The organism is Streptomyces nojiriensis, assembly GCF_017639205.1.
In the GTDB taxonomy this organism is placed as follows: Bacteria; Actinomycetota; Actinomycetes; order Streptomycetales; family Streptomycetaceae; genus Streptomyces; species Streptomyces nojiriensis.
In genome coordinates, this window is record NZ_CP071139.1 from 5,746,310 (window position 1) to 5,762,944 (window position 16,635).

Sequence of the window (16,635 nt, forward strand, 5' to 3'; positions counted from 1 at the left end):
AACGCCCCGGTACCGCATCCTGCCCGGGTGGCCGAACAGCAGATGTACCTGACCTTGCACTGCGAGCCGTGCGAGGACTGCGTCCAGGAGGACTGGCAGTTCATCCGGGACGGCGAGCTGCACTGGGCGGGGTTCGAGCACTGCCCGCGGTACGAGGCCTACGTCTGCGACGACGGCCGGGGCGTACCGCCGCCGTGGATCCGGGACCGCATCGTGGCCCGGGAAGGCACGGTCCACCTACCGGTCGGCGGGCCCGACGGGGTGCCGATCACGCTGCTGCGCCGGGTGTACGGGCTGAGCATCGCCGAGGTGGCTGCCGCGCGGAAGACGGGGTACCGGGCCACCCCCGTTGAGGCCCGGTACCTGTCCGACGCCGCGACTAGGACTTCGGCCGCGGGGCCAGGGGCGCCGGGGTGACCTTGAAGCCGCCCTTGGTGACCTCGGTGAAGGGGGCCGGGGCCATGCACGTGCCCACGCGGGGCTCGGACACCGATCCGTCGGGCTTCACGTCGACGTTGGCGATGCCCCACGAGAAGCCCACCCGGTCGGGCCCGCCGCGCTCCCCGTCCTGGACGCTGATCCCGATCCGCTTGCCCTCCCAGCCGACGTTCGAGGACGTGACCACCGCGGTGATCGTGGCCGTTTTGCCGCCGGTGACCATGCAGTCCACCTCCGCCTCGGCGACGCCGGTGAAGCCCGCGTCGGGCATGGCGTGGTAGACGGTCACCTTGCCGCGCGCGTCGACCGGCATGCCCTGCTCCCCGCCCGGGGCCGGGAAGGGCCTGCTCCACGGGGCGGCGTCGGCGTCGACGGTGAAACGGATGTCGTGCTCCTTCGGCACGTAGGGATAGGACACCGTCCCGCCGCCGTGCACCGAGGCGAGCTTCGGCGCGGCCGGCGCCGCGGGGGCCGGGGCCGCGCCGATCAGCGTCGCCACCAGGGCGGCGGCGGTCCCGGCCAGGACGAGCGCGCGCTTGCGGTTCTTCATCGTGAACTCCCGTTGAAAGTCGAGCCGTTCGGCTACGGGAAACAGCCTCGCCGGGAGCCCGCCGGCCTGCCATCTGCCGATGGGCGGACATGCCTGAGGGCCTCTCCCCCGAACGGGGGAGAGGCCCTCAGGCATGTCCGGTAGATCCGGCGCTTCGGTGGGCAGGCCGCAGCTCTCCTGGCGGGTACCTTCTCGTGCGGAAGCAGGCTCACGGGTCTGCTCGACCCTGCGGGGGCCCCGGTTGCGCACGACCCGGCCGTTGCCGGAATCTGCTTGCCCGTCTACCGCATCGAGACACTTCGCCAGGAGCTTATATGCCGGTTCTGGAAGATGGCCTTGCGTGGCTTCCGTCCTCCTTCCCCCAGGGGTTTTCCCTGCTGTTCGCCCGGGATGTGGAACCTCGAACACTTCTCGAGTTGATGGGATGTGAGGAAGGGTCATTCGAAGTCATGGACAGGGACGACGCCGAGGAATTCCAGCAGGAAGATCCCGAGGAACGGAGCATGCTGCGAGCCGGTTCGGTCGGACCGTGGGCATTTGCCGTCCAGTCGTGGGGGGCGCACATTCTGGAGAGCGACGCCCTGCAGAATGTTTCCGCTGTGGCCGAAACCGTTGCCATGGTGCGCACCGAGACTGTTCCGTGGTTCGCCTACGCGAAGGACGGGCAGACACTGTGCAGCTTCGATCCCGGCCTTCCTGACCTCCGTGACGGTGCCGATCGCGATGTTCTGCTTTCCCATATGGTGGAATCCGGTTTTCGGGTCGAGGGGCGGGACTCCGGCGTCTCTCCGGTCGATGCGATGCTCGGACTCGCCGAAAGGGCCTTCGGGCTGGGGCTCTCACGCGAATTGGTCGTGGACGGCGAGCTGCTCGCCGGCGTTGCCGAGGCGACGCCCTGAGTCCGGTGTGTGAAACCACGTGTGGCCCGCCGGATGTCCGGCGGGCCACACGTATATGTCACGGAAGTTCGCAGAGCGTCTGATCGCAGTTCTCGAACCCTGGAGTGCTCACGTAGTAGCGGTCCTTGTCATGCAGGCGAACCGCCGTGGTGAAGTTGCCCGACCCGCCGCCCGGCGCGGCGGCGCCGGGGGCTCTCCGGGGGCGGGGGAGTGCCGGGCTATGCCAGGCCGGGTCCGCGCACCGGGATGTGGGTGAACGTCGGCTCCGGGGCCGGGTTCTGGAAGAAGTCGTTGCCCTTGTCGTCGACCACGATGAAGGCCGGGAAGTCCTCGACCTCGATCTTCCAGACCGCCTCCATGCCGAGCTCCTCGTACTCCAGGACCTCGACCTTCTTGATGCAGTCCTGGGCCAGGCGCGCCGCCGGGCCGCCGATCGAGCCCAGGTAGAAGCCGCCGTGCCGGCCGCACGCGTCCGTCACCTGCTGGGAGCGGTTGCCCTTGGCCAGCATGACCTTGGAGCCGCCCGCCGCCTGGAACTGCTCGACGTAGGAGTCCATGCGGCCGGCCGTGGTCGGGCCGAAGGAGCCCGATGCGTAGCCCTCGGGGGTCTTCGCGGGACCGGCGTAGTAGACCGGGTGGTCCTTCAGGTACTGGGGCATCTCCGCGCCCGAGTCCAGCAGTTCCTTGATCTTGGCGTGCGCGATGTCGCGCGCCACGACCAGCGGGCCGGTGAGGGACAGGCGGGTTTTGACCGGGTGCTGCGTGAGGGTCGCCAGGATGTCGTCCATCGGCTGGTTCAGGTCGATCTTGACGACGTCCGCCGCGTCGTTCAGGTGCTCGTCCGTGGTCTCCGGCAGGAAGCGGGCCGGGTCGCGCTCCAGCTGCTCCAGGAAGACGCCCTCGGCGGTGATCTTCGCGGTGGCCTGGCGGTCCGCCGAGCAGGACACGGCGATGGCGACCGGCAGGGACGCGCCGTGCCGGGGGAGGCGCACGACGCGGACGTCGTGGCAGAAGTACTTGCCGCCGAACTGCGCGCCGATGCCGATCTTCTGGGTCAGCTCGAAGACCTGCTGCTCCAGGGCCTCGTCGCGGAAGCCGTGGCCCAGCGCGGAGCCCTCGCGGGGCAGCTCGTCCAGGTAGTGCGCCGAGGCGTACTTGGCGGTCTTCAGCGCGTGCTCGGCGGAGGTGCCGCCGACCACGATCGCCAGGTGGTAGGGCGGGCAGGCCGCCGTACCGAGCGAGCGGATCTTCTCCTCCAGGAACTTCATCATGGAGGCCTCGTTGAGGACCGCCTTGGTCTCCTGGTAGAGGAACGACTTGTTGGCCGAGCCGCCGCCCTTGGCCATGAAGAGGAACTTGTACGCGCCGCCGTCGGTCGCGTACAGCTCGATCTGCGCGGGCAGGTTCGAGCCGGTGTTCTTCTCCTCCCACATGGTGAGGGGGGCCATCTGCGAGTAGCGCAGGTTCAGACGGGTGTACGCGTCGTAGATGCCGCGGGAGAGCGCCGCCTCGTCACCGCCCTCGGTGAGGACGTTCTGGCCGCGCTTGCCCATGACGATCGCCGTGCCCGTGTCCTGGCACATCGGCAGGACGCCGGCCGCCGCGATGTTCGCGTTCTTCAGGAGGTCGAGCGCGACGAACTTGTCGTTCGAGGAGGCCTCGGGGTCGTCGATGATGCGGCGCAGCTGCGCGAGGTGCGCGGGGCGCAGGAAGTGCTGGATGTCGTGGATGGCCTCTTCGGCGAGCTTGCGCAGCGCCTCCGGCTCGACCTTGAGGAACGTACGGCCGTCCGCCTCGAAGGTGGACACGCCCTCGGCGGTCACCAGCCGGTACGGGGTGGTGTCCTCGCCCAGGGGCAGCAGGTCGGTGTACGCAAACTCTGGCATGACGGCAGTCATTCCTCACTCGGCAGACGGCGCTGGCGACCAATTGGCAGCGCGGTTAACCAGCGTAGGACCTCTCCCCGGGGGCGGGACTGTGAGGTAAGGCTCACTCAGCAGTATCGCGATCTATCGTGTCTGGCTATGCTGGGCGTCGTGGACCTGGAAAAGCACCCCGCCGCCCCCGCACCCGCTCCCGCGAACTCCGCCCCCGCCGAGCTGCGCGCCTCCGACGCGGACCGGGACCGGATCGCGCAGATCCTCGGCGATGCCCTCGCCGAAGGCCGGCTGACGGCCGAGGAGCATTCCGACCGCCTGGACACGCTCTACGCGGTCAAGACCGTCGGCGAGCTGGAAGTGCTCGTACGGGATCTGCCCGCGCCCGGCGGCGTCCATGCCCCGTCCGCGTACGCGCCCCCCGCGACCGCCCCGGGCGGCCCCGCCGAGACCATAGTGGCCGTGTGCAGCAGCTCCGCGCGCAAGGGCCGCTGGCGGCCCGGCGCGCACACCCGCGCGATCTCGGTGATGGGCGACATCAACATCGACCTCACCGAGGCGGTCTTCGAACAGCAGGTCACCGAGATCAACGTGACCTGCGTCCTCGGCAACGTCGAGGTCCTGGTCCCGGAGAACGTCACCCTGCGCGGCTACGGCAGCGGGGTCCTCGGCAACTTCGAGGTGCGCGGCGAGGGCCGCGGCGAGAGCGACCCGCAGGCGCCGGTGGTGATCGTGCGGGGCTTCGCCCTGCTGGGCAACATCGAGGCGCGGCCCAAGCCGGGAGCCCGCCTGGTGGACCTGGCCCGCAAGCTGCGCAAGCGCCTGGACGGCTGAACCCGCAGGGCCCGGCGCGGTCGCGGGGCCCGGCGCGGCCGCGGGGTCCGGCGAAATTCGGCCGACGGTCCGCACGGGCAGCCCCTAGGGTCCGGACCATGACGACGACAGAGTGGGAACTGCTCGACCGGGCGCACGCGACCCTGCGCGAGGCCGTCGCCGGGGTACCCGCCGACGGCTGGGACCTCCCGACCCCCTGCGCGCAGTGGAACGTCACCCGGGTCCTCCAGCACGCCGCGGGCGACCAGCTGGCGTACGCCGCCCGCCTGACCGGCGGGCCCGGGCCCGCCGAGGACCCCTTCGCGCCCTCCGGCACCCTGGCCGGCACGCCGGCGGGCCTGCTGGACCCGGCGCTCGCCGCCGCGGCCGAGGCCTTCGCCGGGGTCGCCCCCGACGACGCCGAGGTGGCCGTGCCGCTGCCGCCCTTCTCCGTACCGGCGGCGACGGCCGTCGGCGCCGCCGCACTCGACGCCGCCGTGCACGCCTGGGACATCGCCGTCGCCACGGGCCGGCCGCCGGGTCTGACCGACGAGCTGGCCGCCGCCCTGCGCCCGGCCGCCGACGTCCTCGCCGAGCCCCTGCGCGGCTTCGCCTACGGCCCGGCCCTCACCCTGGCGCCCGGCGCGGACGACGGTGCGGCGGCGCGCCTGCTGGCCTTCCTCGGACGGCATCCCGGGTGGGCCGCACCCGCGGCGTGACGGTCCGCCCGGCGGGGTCTCGTTTCGGACGAACCCCCGGCGGCCCGTGGCGCGCGGTGCATAGGGGCGCGTACAGCGGGTAGGGACAGGTGCGTCGTCTCTCGCTCACGTATACGTCGTCAGGAGTAGACCGTGCCGCATCCGCCGCATCAGTCCTTGCAGGTAGCCGCCGTCCAGAGTCTTCCGGGGCGTGCGGCCGCCGTGCCGAAGCCGCGGGTGCCGGCGAGGGCGGAGGACGGCCCATGGCATGCGGAGGCGGTGTGCCGCCGCGACGAGGCGGGGCTCTTCTTCGCGCCGTCCAAGGAGCCGACCGCGGCCAGGCTCTCCCGCGAGGAGGCCGCCAAGCGCGTCTGTGCCCGCTGCCCGGTGATGGTCGCCTGCCGGGAGCACGCGCTGCTCCAGCCCGAGCCGTACGGGGTGTGGGGCGGGCTCACCGCCGCCGAGCGCCGGGTGGTGCTGGCGAGGATGCGGCGCAGGGCCGCCGAGCTGCGCCAGGCCCCGGGGGCCGGGCCGATCGCCGCGGCGGGCTGAGCCGGTCGCCGGGTCGCCGGCCGCGGGCGCCGGACGTGGCGCGGGACGTGGCGCGGCACGCCGGGCATGGCGCCGGACGCCGGACGTGGATGTGCGAGAGGGGCGGTACCGCCGCACGCGGTGACCGCCCCTCTCGCTTCCTCACGCCGGTGACTAGTGCGCGCGGTCGAAGTCGATCGCGCTGTACGCGCGCAGCTTCGACAGGCGGTGCGTGGAGTCGATCCGCCGGATCGTGCCCGACTTCGAGCGCATGACCAGCGAGGACGTGGTCGCGGTCTCCGAGCGGTAGTGGACGCCGCGCAGCAGCTCGCCGTCGGTGATGCCGGTGGCGACGAAGAAGACGTTCTCGCCGGACACCAGGTCGTTCGTGGTCAGGACGCGGTCGAGGTCGTGACCGGCGTCGAGCGCGCGCTGGCGCTCGGCCTCGTCCTTCGGCCAGAGCTTGCCCTGGATGGTGCCGCCGAGGCACTTTATGGCGCACGCCGAGATGATGCCCTCGGGGGTGCCGCCGATGCCGAGGAGCAGGTCGACGCCGGTGCCCTCGCGCACGGCCATGACCGAGCCCGCGACGTCGCCGTCGGAGATGAACTTGATCCGGGCGCCGGTCTCGCGGATCTCCTTGACGATGCCCTCGTGGCGGGGGCGGTCCAGGATGACCACGGTGACGTCCTCGACGGCCATGTTCTTGGCCTTGGCGACCCGGCGGATGTTCACCGAGACGGGCGCGTTGATGTCGACGAAGTCGGCGGCCTCGGGGCCGGTGACCAGCTTCTCCATGTAGAACACCGCGGACGGGTCGAACATGGTGCCGCGGTCGGCGGCCGCCAGGACGGCGATGGCGTTCGGCATGCCCTTGGCGTTCAGGGTGGTGCCGTCGATCGGGTCCACGGCGATGTCGACCTCGGCGCCCGTGCCGTCGCCGACCCGCTCGCCGTTGAAGAGCATGGGGGCCTCGTCCTTCTCCCCCTCGCCGATGACGACGACGCCGTTCATCGAAACGGTGGAGATCAGGGTGCGCATCGCGTTGACCGCGGCACCGTCCGCGCCGATCTTGTCACCGCGTCCGACCCACCGGCCCGCGGCCATGGCGGCGGCCTCGGTGACCCGTACGAGTTCCAGTGCGAGGTTGCGGTCGGGGGCCTCCGGAGAGACTTCGAGCTGGGGCGGCAGGTTGTGCTCGGTCATCGGAGCGCACCTTTCTGTACGGCGACGGCCGGGAAGTGAGGGTGCTGGAACTCTATCGGTACGTCGACATATTGAGCAGGGCGGGTCACGTATGAGCGGCATATCGGTCAGTCGATTGTCCTGAGCGAACGTCTTGCGGTCCTCCAGGACCCACCGGGACTCTCCAGGGTCCGCCGAGGCGCGCCGCTCCGCGACCCCGGCGGTGATCGCCGCCCCGCGATGCGGGACGATGGGTCCCGTGGCAGGTATGAAAGGCAAGCAGACGGTCTGGGACATGGTCCGGTCGCTGGGGGTGATCGGCGTCGTCGTCGCCGGGATCTACCTCTTCGTCCCGCATGACGAGAAGGCCGATCCGACGCGCACGGTCGACTACCGGGTGGAGACCCTGACGGCCCGGCGCGCGGCCCCGTATCCGGTGGCGGCCCCCGTGGGGCTCCAGGAGCAGTGGCGGGCGACCTCGGTGACGTACGAGCGCAAGAACGCCAACGCCTGGCACCTGGGCTTCCTCGACCCGGAGCAGCAGTACGCGGCGGTGGAGCAGTCCACGGACACCTCGGCGAAGTACCTCGCCAAGGTCACCCAGCACGCGAAGGCCACCGGGCAGACGCAGCAGATCGGCGACCTGGCCTGGGAGCGCTGGGACGGCGAGAAGTACGACGCCCTCGTACGGCAGGACCAGGGCCACGTCACGGTGGTGACCGGCACGGCCTCCTTCGAGCAGCTCGGCGCGCTCGCGGCGGCGCTGGAGTTCAAGCAGGGCAAGTAGGACGGGCAGGGCGAGCGGCGCGCCAAGCGCGGGCGGGGCGCGCGGAGCGGGCAAGGCCTCGCGCACCTGTCCGGAGCGCGCGACGCGAGAAGGGCCGTGCGCCCCGGGATCCCGGGGCGCACGGCCCTTCTGCGTGTGCTGCTGCGGCGGCGCCGGTCAGACGGTCGTGATGACCTCGTCGAAGCCCAGGCGCGGGGAGCGGTCGAACCAGGCACCCTCGGCGGCCGGCTTGCCGATGTTGATGACCATGATCGGGGTGTGGTCGGCGTCCAGGAATTCCTTCTGGATGCCCGCGAAGTCGGCGCCGGTCATCGGGCCCGCGGCCAGGCCCGCGGCGCGGATGCCGATGATGAAGTAGGCGGCCTGCAGCGCGGAGTTCAGCAGCGCGGACTGCTCGCGGACCGGGCGCTCGGAGAAGAACGCGTCCTTGGCCTGCGGGAAGTGCGGCAGCAGCTGCGGGAGCTCCTCGTGGAACTCGTTGTCCGCGGAGAGGATCGCGACCAGCGGGGCGGTGGCGGTCTTGGCGTCGTTGCCCTTGGCCATGTGCTGCACGAGGCGCTCGCGGGCCTCGGGGGAGCGGACCAGGGTGATGCGCAGCGGGGTCTGGTTGAAGGCGGTGGGACCGAACTTCACCAGGTCGTATATCGCCTGGACCTGCTCCTCGGTGACCGGCTCGTCGGTGAACGAGTTGGCCGTGCGGGCCTCGCGGAACAGCAGGTCCTGCGCGGCGGAGTCAAGAACGAGAGACATCGGAAAGCCTTCTTCCATACGGAGGTGAAGCGATGTCCCAGACTCTACGGCGGAGGTAGATGAATTTTCAACTAAATCCGCCTCCGGGTGACCGGGATCACTCCCCGGTCAACCTCCCCGGTCACTCCTCCTCGGCCGGCTCGCGCGCCGCCAGCGCCGAGTCCAGCCGGGCCCGGGCCCCCTCCAGCCAGTGCCGGCACACCTTCGCCAGCTCCTCGCCGCGCTCCCAGAGGGCGAGGGAGTCCTCCAGCGAGGTCCCCCCGGCCTCCAGCTTGCGGACGACCTCGATGAGCTCGTCGCGGGCCTGCTCGTACCCCAGCGCCGTTCCGGCCTCTGCCATTCCCGTATCCATCCTCTGTGTGTCGTGCGACCACGTGATTGCGGCCGTGTGTCGCTATTCCGAAGCGGCTGGCGCGTCCGCCGCACCCTCCGGGGCCTCCTGGGCCTCCTGGGCCTCCTGGGCCTCCTGAGCCTCCGGGGCGTGCTGCGAGGAGACCTCCACGGAGAACGTGCCCTCCGCCACCCGCGCGCGCAGCACGTCGTGGGGAGCCACCTCCCGCGGCGAGCGCACCACATGGCCGTCGGCCCGCTGCAGCACGGCGTACCCCCGCTCCAGGGTCGCCGCCGGGGACAGCGCCACCACCCGGGCCAGGGTGTGCGCGAGCTCCGAGTCGGCCCGGTCCAGCAGGTGCCCCACCGTGCGCCGCGACCGGGCCAGCAGGGCGTCCAGCTCGTCCTCGCGGATCTCCACCATCCGCTGGGGGTGGACGAAGACCGGCCGGGCCAGGGCGTGCGCGAGGCCCCGCTCCTCCCGGTCGAGCAGCCCGCTGACCGCGCGCAGCCCCCGGGCCTGCAGCTGGCGTACGCGCTCCAGCTCCTCGCCGACGTCCGGCACCACCTTCTTCGCCGCGTCCGTGGGGGTGGAGGCCCGTACGTCCGCGACCAGGTCCAGCAGCGGGGAGTCCGGCTCGTGGCCGATCGCCGAGACCACCGGGGTGCGGGCCGCCGCGACCGCCCGGACCACCTCCTCGTCGGAGAAGGGCAGCAGGTCCTCCACGCTGCCGCCGCCGCGCGCCACGATGATCACGTCGACCTCGTCCAGGGCGTCGAGCTCCTTGACCGCCTGGACCACCTGGGGCACCGCGTGGACCCCCTGGACGGCTACGTTGCGCACCTCGAAGCGGACCGCCGGCCAGCGGCGCCGGGCGTTCTCCAGGACATCGCGCTCGGCCGCCGAGGCCCGCCCGACCACCAGCCCGATCAGCTGCGGCAGGAAGGGCAGCGGCTTCTTGCGCTCCAGCGCGAAGAGCCCCTCGGAGGCCAGGGACCGCTTGAGGCGCTCCAGCCGGGCGAGCAGCTCCCCGATGCCGACCGGCCGTATCTCCGTGGCCCGCAGGGACAGCTGCCCGCGCGGGGCGTACCACTCGGGCTTGGCCAGCAGCACGACCCGGGCGCCCTCGGAGACCACGTCCGCGACCTCGTCGAAGACCTGGCGGAAGCAGGTCACGCTGACGGAGATGTCGTGCGAGGGATCGCGCAGCGTCAGGAAGACCACCCCCGCTCCCGGCCGCCGCGAGAGCTGCGTGATCTGCCCCTCCACCCACACCTGGCCGAGCCGCTCGATCCAGCCCCCGATGAGCCGGGACACCTGGCCTACCGGCAGCGGCGCCTCGGCCGACGTATTCAGACCCATGCACGCAGGCTATCCGGCGCCGCCGACAGTGCGTCAGGTGCCGGCGCCGGTGTCGGTGCCGGTGCCGGTGTCGTGGGCGTGGGGAACCTCCCGGCGGCCGCGCTGGACGAGCAGCACGACCAGGCCCGCCGCCAGCCACCCCGCCGCCACCAGCTGCGCCGTCCAGGAGGCCTCGAAGATCACCGCGACGGTCACGGCCGCGCCCAGCACCGGCATCACCAGGTGCTTCCACCAGTTCGGCGGGCCCTCGCGCCGCTTGACCACGAACCAGCCCACCACCGAGGCGTGCAGCAGGGTGAAGGCCACCAGCGCCCCGACGTCCACCACCGACACCAGCCGGTCGAGCCCGTCGTCGCGCCGGGCCGCCCACACGGCCGCCACCAGCGTGACGGCGGCCGCCACCAGCAGCGCGGGCCGCGGGGTGCCGTCCGAGGTCCGGGCGAGCACCCGGGGCAGCCGCCGCTCCCTGGCCATCGCGAACACCAGCCGGCCGGCCGCCGCCTGCCCGGCCAGCGCCGCGAAGGCCGCCCCGATCGCCTTGCTGACCGCCACCAGGTCGTGCAGCCAGGGGCCGACCGCGGACTCCACCGCGTCGTAGAAGGCCGGTCCCTGCAGCGCCGGCTCGGCCGCCAGCCCGGCCGCGGACACGGGCATGAGCAGCGCCGCCAGATAGCTCTGGGCGATGAACAGCACCCCGGCCAGCGCCAGGCAGAACAGCACCGCCCGCGCCACCCGCTCCGAGCCGCCCGTCACCTCCTCGGCGAAGGAGGCGATGGCGTCGAAGCCGAGGTAGGACAGGACCGCGACCGACACCGCGCCCAGCACGGCGGCCGTGCTGAAGCCGAGCGAGCCGTCGCCGGTCAGCGGGGACAGCCAGCCGCGCCGCGCCCCGCCCTGGACCAGCACGGTCACCGCGGCCACCAGGAAGACGAGCAGGACCGCGATCTCCATGGCCAGCACGGCGAAACCCACGCGCGCGGCCGCCCGGACGCCCCACAGGTTCAGCAGGGTGGTGATCACGACGGCCAGGGCCGTCCACACCCACCGGGAGACCTCCGGGACCAGCGCGTTCATCGCGATCCCCGAGAAGAGGTACGCGACCGCCGGGATCAGCAGGTAGTCGAGCATCGCCATCCATCCGGCGATCAGCCCCGGGCCCTCGCCGAGACCCTTCCGGGCGTACGTGAAGACCGAACCGGCCTGCGGGGCGACCCGCACCATCTGCGCGTAGGAGAAGGCCGTGAAGGCCATCGCCACGGTCGCGCACAGGTAGACGAGGGCGACGGCGCCGTGGGACCTGGCGTCGAGCGTGCCGAAGACCCCGACCGGGGCCATGGGGGCGATGAACAACAGGCCGTAGACGACCAGATCCCGGAAGCCGAGGCTCCGCCGCAGCGCCGTGGGCGCCGCGGCACTGGAATCCGTCACGGAAGCCATCCGTCCTCCGGGGTAGGGGCAGGTCTGCGCGGTACGGGCTTTCGGGCAAGTGTGTGCCGTACGGGGGACGCCCGGCCTCCTGGAGACCCCCGTACGATGGAGCACATGACTGCTCCCGCCCCCGCTCCTGCTTCCCGCCGTGTCCTGCTCGCCGCGCCCCGCGGCTACTGCGCGGGCGTGGACCGAGCCGTGATCGCCGTCGAGAAAGCCCTCGAGCAGTACGGTGCGCCGGTGTACGTCCGCCACGAGATCGTGCACAACAAGTACGTCGTCCAGACCCTGGAGAAGAAGGGGGCCATCTTCGTCGAGCGGACGGAGGAGGTGCCCGAGGGCTCCATCGTGATGTTCTCCGCGCACGGCGTGGCGCCGGTGGTGCACGAGGAGGCGGCGCGCGGCAAGCTCGCGACGATCGACGCGACCTGCCCGCTGGTCACCAAGGTGCACAAGGAAGCCATCCGGTACGCGAACGAGGACTTCGACATCCTCCTCATCGGCCACGAGGGCCACGAGGAGGTCATCGGCACCTCCGGCGAGGCCCCGGACCACATCACCATCGTCGACGGCCCGCACGACGTGGACAAGGTCACCGTCCGTGACGAGTCCAAGGTCGTCTGGCTGTCCCAGACCACTCTCTCGGTCGACGAGACCATGGAGACGGTCGACGCACTGAAGACCAAGTTCCCGCTGCTGGTCTCGCCGCCGAGCGACGACATCTGCTACGCCACCTCGAACCGGCAGGCCGCCGTCAAGGTGATGGGCGCCGACTCCGACCTGGTCATCGTGGTCGGCTCGAAGAACTCCTCGAACTCGATCCGGCTCGTCGAGGTCGCCAAGGACGCCGGCGCCAAGGCCGCGTACCTGGTCGACTTCGCCAGCGAGATCGACGAGGCCTGGCTGGAGGGCGTCACCACGGTCGGCCTCACCTCGGGCGCCTCGGTGCCGGAGGTCCTGGTCGAAGAGGTCCTGGAGTGGCTGACGGTGCGCGGCTACGCGGACGTGGAGATCGTCAAGACCGCCGAGGAGTCGATCGTCTTCTCGCTGCCGAAGGAACTCCGCCGCGACCTGCGTGCCGAGGCTGCCGAACTGGTCGCCGACAAGTAACTCGTTTCGTACGGTATGTCCATGCAGATCTTCGGCGTGGACATCGGCGGAACCGGGATCAAGGGCGCTCCCGTGGACCTGGAGCGCGGCGACCTGGCTCAGGAGCGCCACAAAGTACTGACACCGCATCCGGCCACCCCCGAGGGGGTGGCCGGATGCGTCGGCGAGGTGGTGCGCCACTTCGAGTGGCACGGGCCGCTCGGGGTCACCTTCCCGGGCGTGGTCACGGGCGGCGTCATCCGTACGGCGGCCAACATGGACAAGTCCTGGATCGGAGTCGACGCGGCGTCGCTGATCGCGCGCGAGCTGGGCGGCATGCCGGTCACGGTGCTGAACGACGCGGACGCGGCGGGCGTCGCCGAGATGACGTACGGGGCCGGGCGCGGACGGGACGGCACCGTCCTCCTGCTGACCCTGGGGACGGGCATCGGGAGCGCCCTGTTCACGGACGGGCGGCTGGTCGCGAACTCGGAACTCGGCCACCTGGAGCTGAAGGGCCACGACGCGGAGACGCGGGCGTCGGTGAAGGCCAAGGAGGACCACGACCTCACGTGGGAGCGCTGGGCGCACCGCGTGCAGAAGTACCTCCAGCACGTGGAGATGCTGTTCTCCCCGGACCTCTTCATCATCGGCGGCGGAGTCAGCCGCAAGCCGGAGAAGTTCCTGCCGCTGATCGAGGGCGTGCGGGCCGAGATCGTCCCGGCGAAGCTGCAGAACAACGCGGGCATCGTGGGAGCGGCGATGGCGGCCAAGGCGGCCAAGGCGGCCAAGGCGGCGAAGAAGTAGGGCCGGCGCTCACTGGGTGATGCGCCGGGGCACCCGCCGCCTGCCGATCAGCACGGCCTTGCGCACGACGGCGATCAGCGCGGCGACCAGCGTCCCGGCGTACAGCCAGCCGGCGTGCAGGGACAGCGCGGACACCAGCCCCATCAGCTGCCCGCCGATGCCGCCGGAGCCGCCCGAGATGGGCCACACTCCGGCGGCGAAGGCGATGGGCACGCCGATCGGCGCGGTGATCAGGTCGGCGGGCCGTACCCAGAGCGCGGTGGCGGCCGCGACGGGCAGGAAGAGCAGCCCGTAGACGAAGAGCGAGGAACCGAACAGCAGCCAGCAGATCCCGCCCACCAGCACCATGGCGGCACACGCGAACAGCCCGCCGCCGAGCCCGGTCAGCCGGGGCCGGGGCATCCGCCGCGCGAGCGCCGACCGGCGCGGACCGCCACCGGCCTGGGCGGGCACCGCGGCGGACCGGGGACCCTGCCGCTGGGCCGGCGGTCGCTGCTGGTGAGGGGCCGATCGCGTCCTGTATTGCTCCACCCCACCAAACTAGGCGGGGAGCGGGCCGGATCGGGCCCCGGACACGCGTACATCCACCGCCACTCATCGGAAAGTAAACTGTCCGGTGGCCCACTCCCGGGCCGCCGCCCCCTCCAGCTACGGGAAGTCGCCAACGTGTCGCTCACGATCGGAATCGTCGGCCTGCCGAATGTCGGCAAGTCGACCCTGTTCAACGCCCTGACCAAGAACGACGTGCTGGCGGCCAACTACCCGTTCGCCACCATCGAGCCGAACGTCGGCGTCGTCGGTGTCCCGGACCAGCGTCTGGCCGTCCTCGCGGGCATCTTCGGATCGCAGCGCGTCCTCCCGGCGACCGTCGACTTCGTCGACATCGCGGGCATCGTGCGCGGCGCCTCGGAGGGTGAGGGCCTGGGCAACAAGTTCCTGGCGAACATCCGCGAGTCGGACGCCATCTGCCAGGTCATCCGCGCCTTCAAGGACGAGAACGTCGTCCACGTCGACGGCAAGGTCTCGCCGAAGGACGACATCGAGACGATCAACACCGAGCTGATCCTCGCCGACCTCCAGTCCATCGAGAAGGCCGAACCGCGCCTGACGAAGGAGTCCCGCCTCCAGAAGGAGAAGGTCGCGGTCCTCGCGGCCGTCGTCGAGGCCAAGAAGATCCTCGAAGCGGGCGACACCCTCTTCTCCAAGGGCATCACCAAGGGCACGGAGCAGGGCGACCTCCTCCACGAGCTCCACCTGCTCACCACGAAGCCCTTCCTCTACGTCTTCAACGTGGACGAGGACGAGCTGACGGACGACGCCTTCAAGGCCGAGCAGAGCGCGCTCGTCGCCCCGGCCGAGGCGATCTTCCTCAACGCCAAGCTGGAGCAGGACCTCTCCGAGCTGGACGACGAGGAGGCCCTCGAGCTCCTCCAGTCGGTCGGCCAGGACGAGCCCGGCCTCGCCACCCTCGGCCGCGTCGGCTTCGACACCCTGGGCCTGCAGACGTACCTGACGGCCGGCCCGAAGGAAACCCGCGCCTGGACGATCAAGAAGGGCGCCACGGCCCCCGAGGCGGCCGGCGTGATCCACACCGACTTCCAGCGCGGCTTCATCAAGGCCGAGGTCATCTCCTTCGCCGACCTGGTCGCCTGCGGCTCGGTGGCCGAGGCCCGCGCCAAGGGCAAGGCCCGCATGGAGGGCAAGGACTACGTCATGCAGGACGGCGACGTGGTCGAGTTCCGCTTCAACGTCTGAGCGGATGAAAAGACGCCACGTCGCTGACGTGGCGAACACGCAGGTCAGAAGGGGTCGACTCCTCCAGGGGTCGGCCTCTTGCTGTTTCCCGTGCGGGATGGTGCCGACGCGTCGGCGGCGTCCACCGTCAGGTCTCGTGGACGGTGGACCGGTGTCCGACGTGAACGACCCAGACCACCAGCTCCCCGTTGTCGATCGTGTACACGACGCGGTAGTCGCCGACGCGCAGGCGGCGACGTTCGGGCTGGGACACGAGTGCGGTGGTGCCGAGGCCGAGAGGGTCGGTCTCCAGCTCGGTCAGCTTGGCCAGGATGCGCAACGCCATGTCGCGAGGGATCTTCCGAAGTTCGGCCTGCGCCTCGGGGCGGAAGACGGTTCGGTACTCACTCACCGCGCGCCAGCGTCTCCCTCATGATGTTCTCGATCGGGATGCCGCGTGCGGGATTGGCCATGCGCTCGTCGATGATCCGGTTGATCTCGCGCTCTTCCCACTCCTGGTACTTGCGCAGTACCTCGATGGAGACGATGGCGGCGACTTCCTTGCCCCGGCGCGTGATCACCGTCGGCACGTCGTCGCGGTCCGCGCGCTCCACGACCTCCGCCAGGTGCGCACGTACGTCGCGGATGGACTCCATGGGCAGTGGCTGCGTCATGGGCTCAAGCGTACCGAGTGACCCATGTGTACACAGCGGCTCGGCCTCGCCGTGGCTGCGCGTGCCGGAAACCGCGTTTTCGCGGGTGGGAGCTATGCCGTCCTCATTTCGGCCGAGGACTACGCGGCGCTGCGCGAGGGCTCGTACCTGCTGCGCTCTCCGGCGAACGCCCGGCGGCTGCTCAAGGCGTACGAGAACGCCCTGGCGAACATCAACGTGTCGGAGCGCGAGCTGATCGACCCGGACTCGGCGACGCGGGTGCGGGTACGGGTGCCGCGTGAGGCTCGTCTTCGAGGACCAGGGCTGGGAGGACTGCACGTCCTGGCTCAAGGACGACCGCAAGATGCTCACCAGGATCAACAAGCTCATCGAGGACGTCAGGCGTGACCCGTTCTCAGGGATCGGCAAGCCCGAACCTTTGAAGTACCACCTGCCTGGCGCGTGGTCGCGGTGACCGGCAAGGAGATCGTCGTCCTGGCGGCCCGGTACCGCTACTGACCGCTCGGCGGTCGAACGTGAGCGTCGGAAGGGGTCGGGCTCCGTCGAGTCCGGCCCCCTCTGCGTTCCGGCGCGCGGGTGGGGGCATTTGGTGGGGGAGGGCCTAGCCTGGCGGGCGCGGGGTGTGGGTGCGGAAGGTGGAGGGTGGCGTGGGGCCGGGTGCGCAGTGGGAATGGCCGGGTCG

19 protein-coding genes and 2 pseudogenes are annotated in these 16,635 nt (G+C 71.1%); 11 read left to right on the forward strand and 10 right to left on the reverse strand.

Annotated elements, in window-relative coordinates:
- The first annotated feature begins 27 nt into the window (after window positions 1–27).
- Window positions 28–417 (forward strand): hypothetical protein, encoded by a 390-nt coding sequence (locus tag JYK04_RS26915; protein ID WP_189732896.1) that lies wholly within the window; start codon window positions 28–30, stop codon window positions 415–417.
- On the opposite strand, the gene JYK04_RS26920 is transcribed toward JYK04_RS26915, so the two are convergent.
- Window positions 380–988, reverse strand: coding sequence for a hypothetical protein (locus JYK04_RS26920; protein WP_189732894.1), 609 nt, complete (start codon window positions 986–988; stop codon window positions 380–382). The two genes, JYK04_RS26915 and JYK04_RS26920, sit on opposite strands and share 38 nt — an antisense overlap.
- A 314-nt stretch (window positions 989–1,302) precedes the next feature.
- On the opposite strand from JYK04_RS26920, the gene JYK04_RS26925 reads away from it, so the two are divergent.
- The gene (locus tag JYK04_RS26925; protein ID WP_189732892.1) at window positions 1,303–1,887 is read left to right on the forward strand and encodes a DUF6461 domain-containing protein; all 585 of its coding nucleotides are present in this window, start codon (window positions 1,303–1,305) and stop codon (window positions 1,885–1,887) included.
- A 218-nt stretch (window positions 1,888–2,105) separates the two neighbouring features.
- Here the strand turns inward: JYK04_RS26925 and JYK04_RS26930 are convergent, their stop codons facing one another.
- Window positions 2,106–3,773, reverse strand: coding sequence for a fumarate hydratase (locus tag JYK04_RS26930; RefSeq protein WP_189732890.1), 1,668 nt, complete (start codon window positions 3,771–3,773; stop codon window positions 2,106–2,108).
- A 150-nt stretch (window positions 3,774–3,923) separates the two neighbouring features.
- On the opposite strand from JYK04_RS26930, the gene JYK04_RS26935 reads away from it, so the two are divergent.
- From JYK04_RS26935 to JYK04_RS26945, 3 genes are all read left to right on the forward strand, one after another.
- Entirely contained in the window at window positions 3,924–4,598 is a 675-nt protein-coding gene (locus tag JYK04_RS26935) for a DUF1707 SHOCT-like domain-containing protein (protein WP_189732887.1), read from the forward strand.
- A gap of 98 nt (window positions 4,599–4,696) precedes the next feature.
- Window positions 4,697–5,296: a TIGR03086 family metal-binding protein gene (locus tag JYK04_RS26940; protein WP_189732885.1), complete on the forward strand. Its 600-nt coding sequence runs from the start codon at window positions 4,697–4,699 to the stop codon at window positions 5,294–5,296.
- Between the two features lie 132 nt (window positions 5,297–5,428).
- Window positions 5,429–5,827 (forward strand): WhiB family transcriptional regulator, encoded by a 399-nt coding sequence (locus tag JYK04_RS26945; RefSeq protein WP_373297353.1) that lies wholly within the window; start codon window positions 5,429–5,431, stop codon window positions 5,825–5,827.
- 153 nt (window positions 5,828–5,980) lie between these two features.
- On the opposite strand, the gene glpX is transcribed toward JYK04_RS26945, so the two are convergent.
- Entirely contained in the window at window positions 5,981–7,012 is a 1,032-nt protein-coding gene (glpX, locus tag JYK04_RS26950) for a class II fructose-bisphosphatase (RefSeq protein WP_030011229.1), read from the reverse strand.
- A gap of 247 nt (window positions 7,013–7,259) precedes the next feature.
- On the opposite strand from glpX, the gene JYK04_RS26955 reads away from it, so the two are divergent.
- A complete protein-coding gene (locus JYK04_RS26955) occupies window positions 7,260–7,778 on the forward strand; it encodes a DUF4245 domain-containing protein (RefSeq protein WP_189733704.1) in 519 nt (172 codons plus the stop codon).
- A gap of 156 nt (window positions 7,779–7,934) precedes the next feature.
- Here JYK04_RS26955 and JYK04_RS26960 read toward each other — a convergent pair whose 3' ends face one another.
- The 4 genes from JYK04_RS26960 to JYK04_RS26975 form a co-directional block, all read right to left on the reverse strand.
- Window positions 7,935–8,528 carry a malonic semialdehyde reductase gene (locus tag JYK04_RS26960; RefSeq protein WP_030712043.1) on the reverse strand — a complete coding sequence of 198 codons (594 nt, stop codon included), beginning with the start codon at window positions 8,526–8,528 and terminating at the stop codon, window positions 7,935–7,937.
- A 121-nt stretch (window positions 8,529–8,649) separates the two neighbouring features.
- Window positions 8,650–8,868, reverse strand: a complete 219-nt coding sequence (locus JYK04_RS26965) for an exodeoxyribonuclease VII small subunit (RefSeq protein ID WP_189732883.1) — start codon at window positions 8,866–8,868, stop codon at window positions 8,650–8,652.
- Window positions 8,869–8,922: 54 nt separating this feature from the next.
- Window positions 8,923–10,221: an exodeoxyribonuclease VII large subunit gene (gene xseA / locus JYK04_RS26970; RefSeq protein WP_189732881.1), complete on the reverse strand. Its 1,299-nt coding sequence runs from the start codon at window positions 10,219–10,221 to the stop codon at window positions 8,923–8,925.
- Window positions 10,222–10,254: 33 nt separating this feature from the next.
- A complete protein-coding gene (locus tag JYK04_RS26975; RefSeq protein WP_189732879.1) occupies window positions 10,255–11,658 on the reverse strand; it encodes an APC family permease in 1,404 nt (467 codons plus the stop codon).
- Between the two features lie 96 nt (window positions 11,659–11,754).
- Between JYK04_RS26975 and JYK04_RS26980 the strand changes: the two genes are divergently transcribed.
- Both JYK04_RS26980 and ppgK read left to right on the forward strand, forming a co-directional pair.
- Window positions 11,755–12,759 carry a 4-hydroxy-3-methylbut-2-enyl diphosphate reductase gene (locus JYK04_RS26980; RefSeq protein ID WP_373297352.1) on the forward strand — a complete coding sequence of 335 codons (1,005 nt, stop codon included), beginning with the start codon at window positions 11,755–11,757 and terminating at the stop codon, window positions 12,757–12,759.
- 21 nt (window positions 12,760–12,780) lie between these two features.
- Window positions 12,781–13,545 (forward strand): polyphosphate--glucose phosphotransferase, encoded by a 765-nt coding sequence (gene ppgK / locus JYK04_RS26985; protein WP_189732875.1) that lies wholly within the window; start codon window positions 12,781–12,783, stop codon window positions 13,543–13,545.
- A gap of 9 nt (window positions 13,546–13,554) precedes the next feature.
- Here ppgK and JYK04_RS26990 read toward each other — a convergent pair whose 3' ends face one another.
- The gene (locus tag JYK04_RS26990) at window positions 13,555–13,947 is read right to left on the reverse strand and encodes a DUF6542 domain-containing protein (protein ID WP_229875013.1); all 393 of its coding nucleotides are present in this window, start codon (window positions 13,945–13,947) and stop codon (window positions 13,555–13,557) included.
- Between the two features lie 264 nt (window positions 13,948–14,211).
- Here JYK04_RS26990 and ychF point away from each other — a divergent pair, with 264 nt between their 5' ends.
- Window positions 14,212–15,300 carry a redox-regulated ATPase YchF gene (ychF, locus tag JYK04_RS26995; RefSeq protein ID WP_189732870.1) on the forward strand — a complete coding sequence of 363 codons (1,089 nt, stop codon included), beginning with the start codon at window positions 14,212–14,214 and terminating at the stop codon, window positions 15,298–15,300.
- A 127-nt stretch (window positions 15,301–15,427) separates the two neighbouring features.
- On the opposite strand, the gene JYK04_RS27000 is transcribed toward ychF, so the two are convergent.
- Together JYK04_RS27000 and JYK04_RS27005 are read right to left on the reverse strand one after the other, a co-directional pair.
- The gene (locus tag JYK04_RS27000) at window positions 15,428–15,691 is read right to left on the reverse strand and encodes a type II toxin-antitoxin system RelE family toxin (protein ID WP_189732868.1); all 264 of its coding nucleotides are present in this window, start codon (window positions 15,689–15,691) and stop codon (window positions 15,428–15,430) included.
- On the reverse strand, window positions 15,684–15,953 hold the full coding sequence (locus JYK04_RS27005) for a type II toxin-antitoxin system Phd/YefM family antitoxin (RefSeq protein WP_189732866.1): 270 nt from the start codon (window positions 15,951–15,953) through the stop codon (window positions 15,684–15,686). The genes JYK04_RS27000 and JYK04_RS27005 overlap by 8 nt, the downstream gene beginning before the upstream one ends.
- 24 nt (window positions 15,954–15,977) lie before the next feature.
- On the opposite strand from JYK04_RS27005, the pseudogene JYK04_RS42150 reads away from it, so the two are divergent.
- Both JYK04_RS42150 and JYK04_RS27010 read left to right on the forward strand, forming a co-directional pair.
- A pseudogene (locus JYK04_RS42150) lies at window positions 15,978–16,205 on the forward strand (type II toxin-antitoxin system Phd/YefM family antitoxin); the annotation flags it as partial.
- A gap of 25 nt (window positions 16,206–16,230) precedes the next feature.
- Window positions 16,231–16,451, forward strand: a pseudogene (locus JYK04_RS27010) (Txe/YoeB family addiction module toxin).
- Window positions 16,452–16,635 lie beyond the last annotated feature (184 nt).

What these genes read in the sequence shown, in the direction of transcription:
- glpX (WP_030011229.1), bottom strand. Translation starts at nt 7,012, where the DNA reads ATGACCGAGCACAACCTGCCGCCCCAGCTCGAAGTCTCTCCGGAGGCC.
- JYK04_RS26940 (WP_189732885.1), top strand. Translation starts at nt 4,697, where the DNA reads ATGACGACGACAGAGTGGGAACTGCTCGACCGGGCGCACGCGACCCTG.
- JYK04_RS26975 (WP_189732879.1), bottom strand. Translation starts at nt 11,658, where the DNA reads ATGGCTTCCGTGACGGATTCCAGTGCCGCGGCGCCCACGGCGCTGCGG.
- xseA (WP_189732881.1), bottom strand. Translation starts at nt 10,221, where the DNA reads ATGGGTCTGAATACGTCGGCCGAGGCGCCGCTGCCGGTAGGCCAGGTG.
- JYK04_RS26955 (WP_189733704.1), top strand. Translation starts at nt 7,260, where the DNA reads ATGAAAGGCAAGCAGACGGTCTGGGACATGGTCCGGTCGCTGGGGGTG.
- JYK04_RS27005 (WP_189732866.1), bottom strand. Translation starts at nt 15,953, where the DNA reads ATGACGCAGCCACTGCCCATGGAGTCCATCCGCGACGTACGTGCGCAC.
- JYK04_RS26925 (WP_189732892.1), top strand. Translation starts at nt 1,303, where the DNA reads ATGCCGGTTCTGGAAGATGGCCTTGCGTGGCTTCCGTCCTCCTTCCCC.
- ppgK (WP_189732875.1), top strand. Translation starts at nt 12,781, where the DNA reads ATGCAGATCTTCGGCGTGGACATCGGCGGAACCGGGATCAAGGGCGCT.
- JYK04_RS26990 (WP_229875013.1), bottom strand. Translation starts at nt 13,947, where the DNA reads ATGCCCCGGCCCCGGCTGACCGGGCTCGGCGGCGGGCTGTTCGCGTGT.
- JYK04_RS26965 (WP_189732883.1), bottom strand. Translation starts at nt 8,868, where the DNA reads ATGGCAGAGGCCGGAACGGCGCTGGGGTACGAGCAGGCCCGCGACGAG.
- JYK04_RS26960 (WP_030712043.1), bottom strand. Translation starts at nt 8,528, where the DNA reads ATGTCTCTCGTTCTTGACTCCGCCGCGCAGGACCTGCTGTTCCGCGAG.
- JYK04_RS26930 (WP_189732890.1), bottom strand. Translation starts at nt 3,773, where the DNA reads ATGCCAGAGTTTGCGTACACCGACCTGCTGCCCCTGGGCGAGGACACC.
- JYK04_RS26920 (WP_189732894.1), bottom strand. Translation starts at nt 988, where the DNA reads ATGAAGAACCGCAAGCGCGCGCTCGTCCTGGCCGGGACCGCCGCCGCC.
- JYK04_RS26980 (WP_373297352.1), top strand. Translation starts at nt 11,755, where the DNA reads ATGGAGCACATGACTGCTCCCGCCCCCGCTCCTGCTTCCCGCCGTGTC.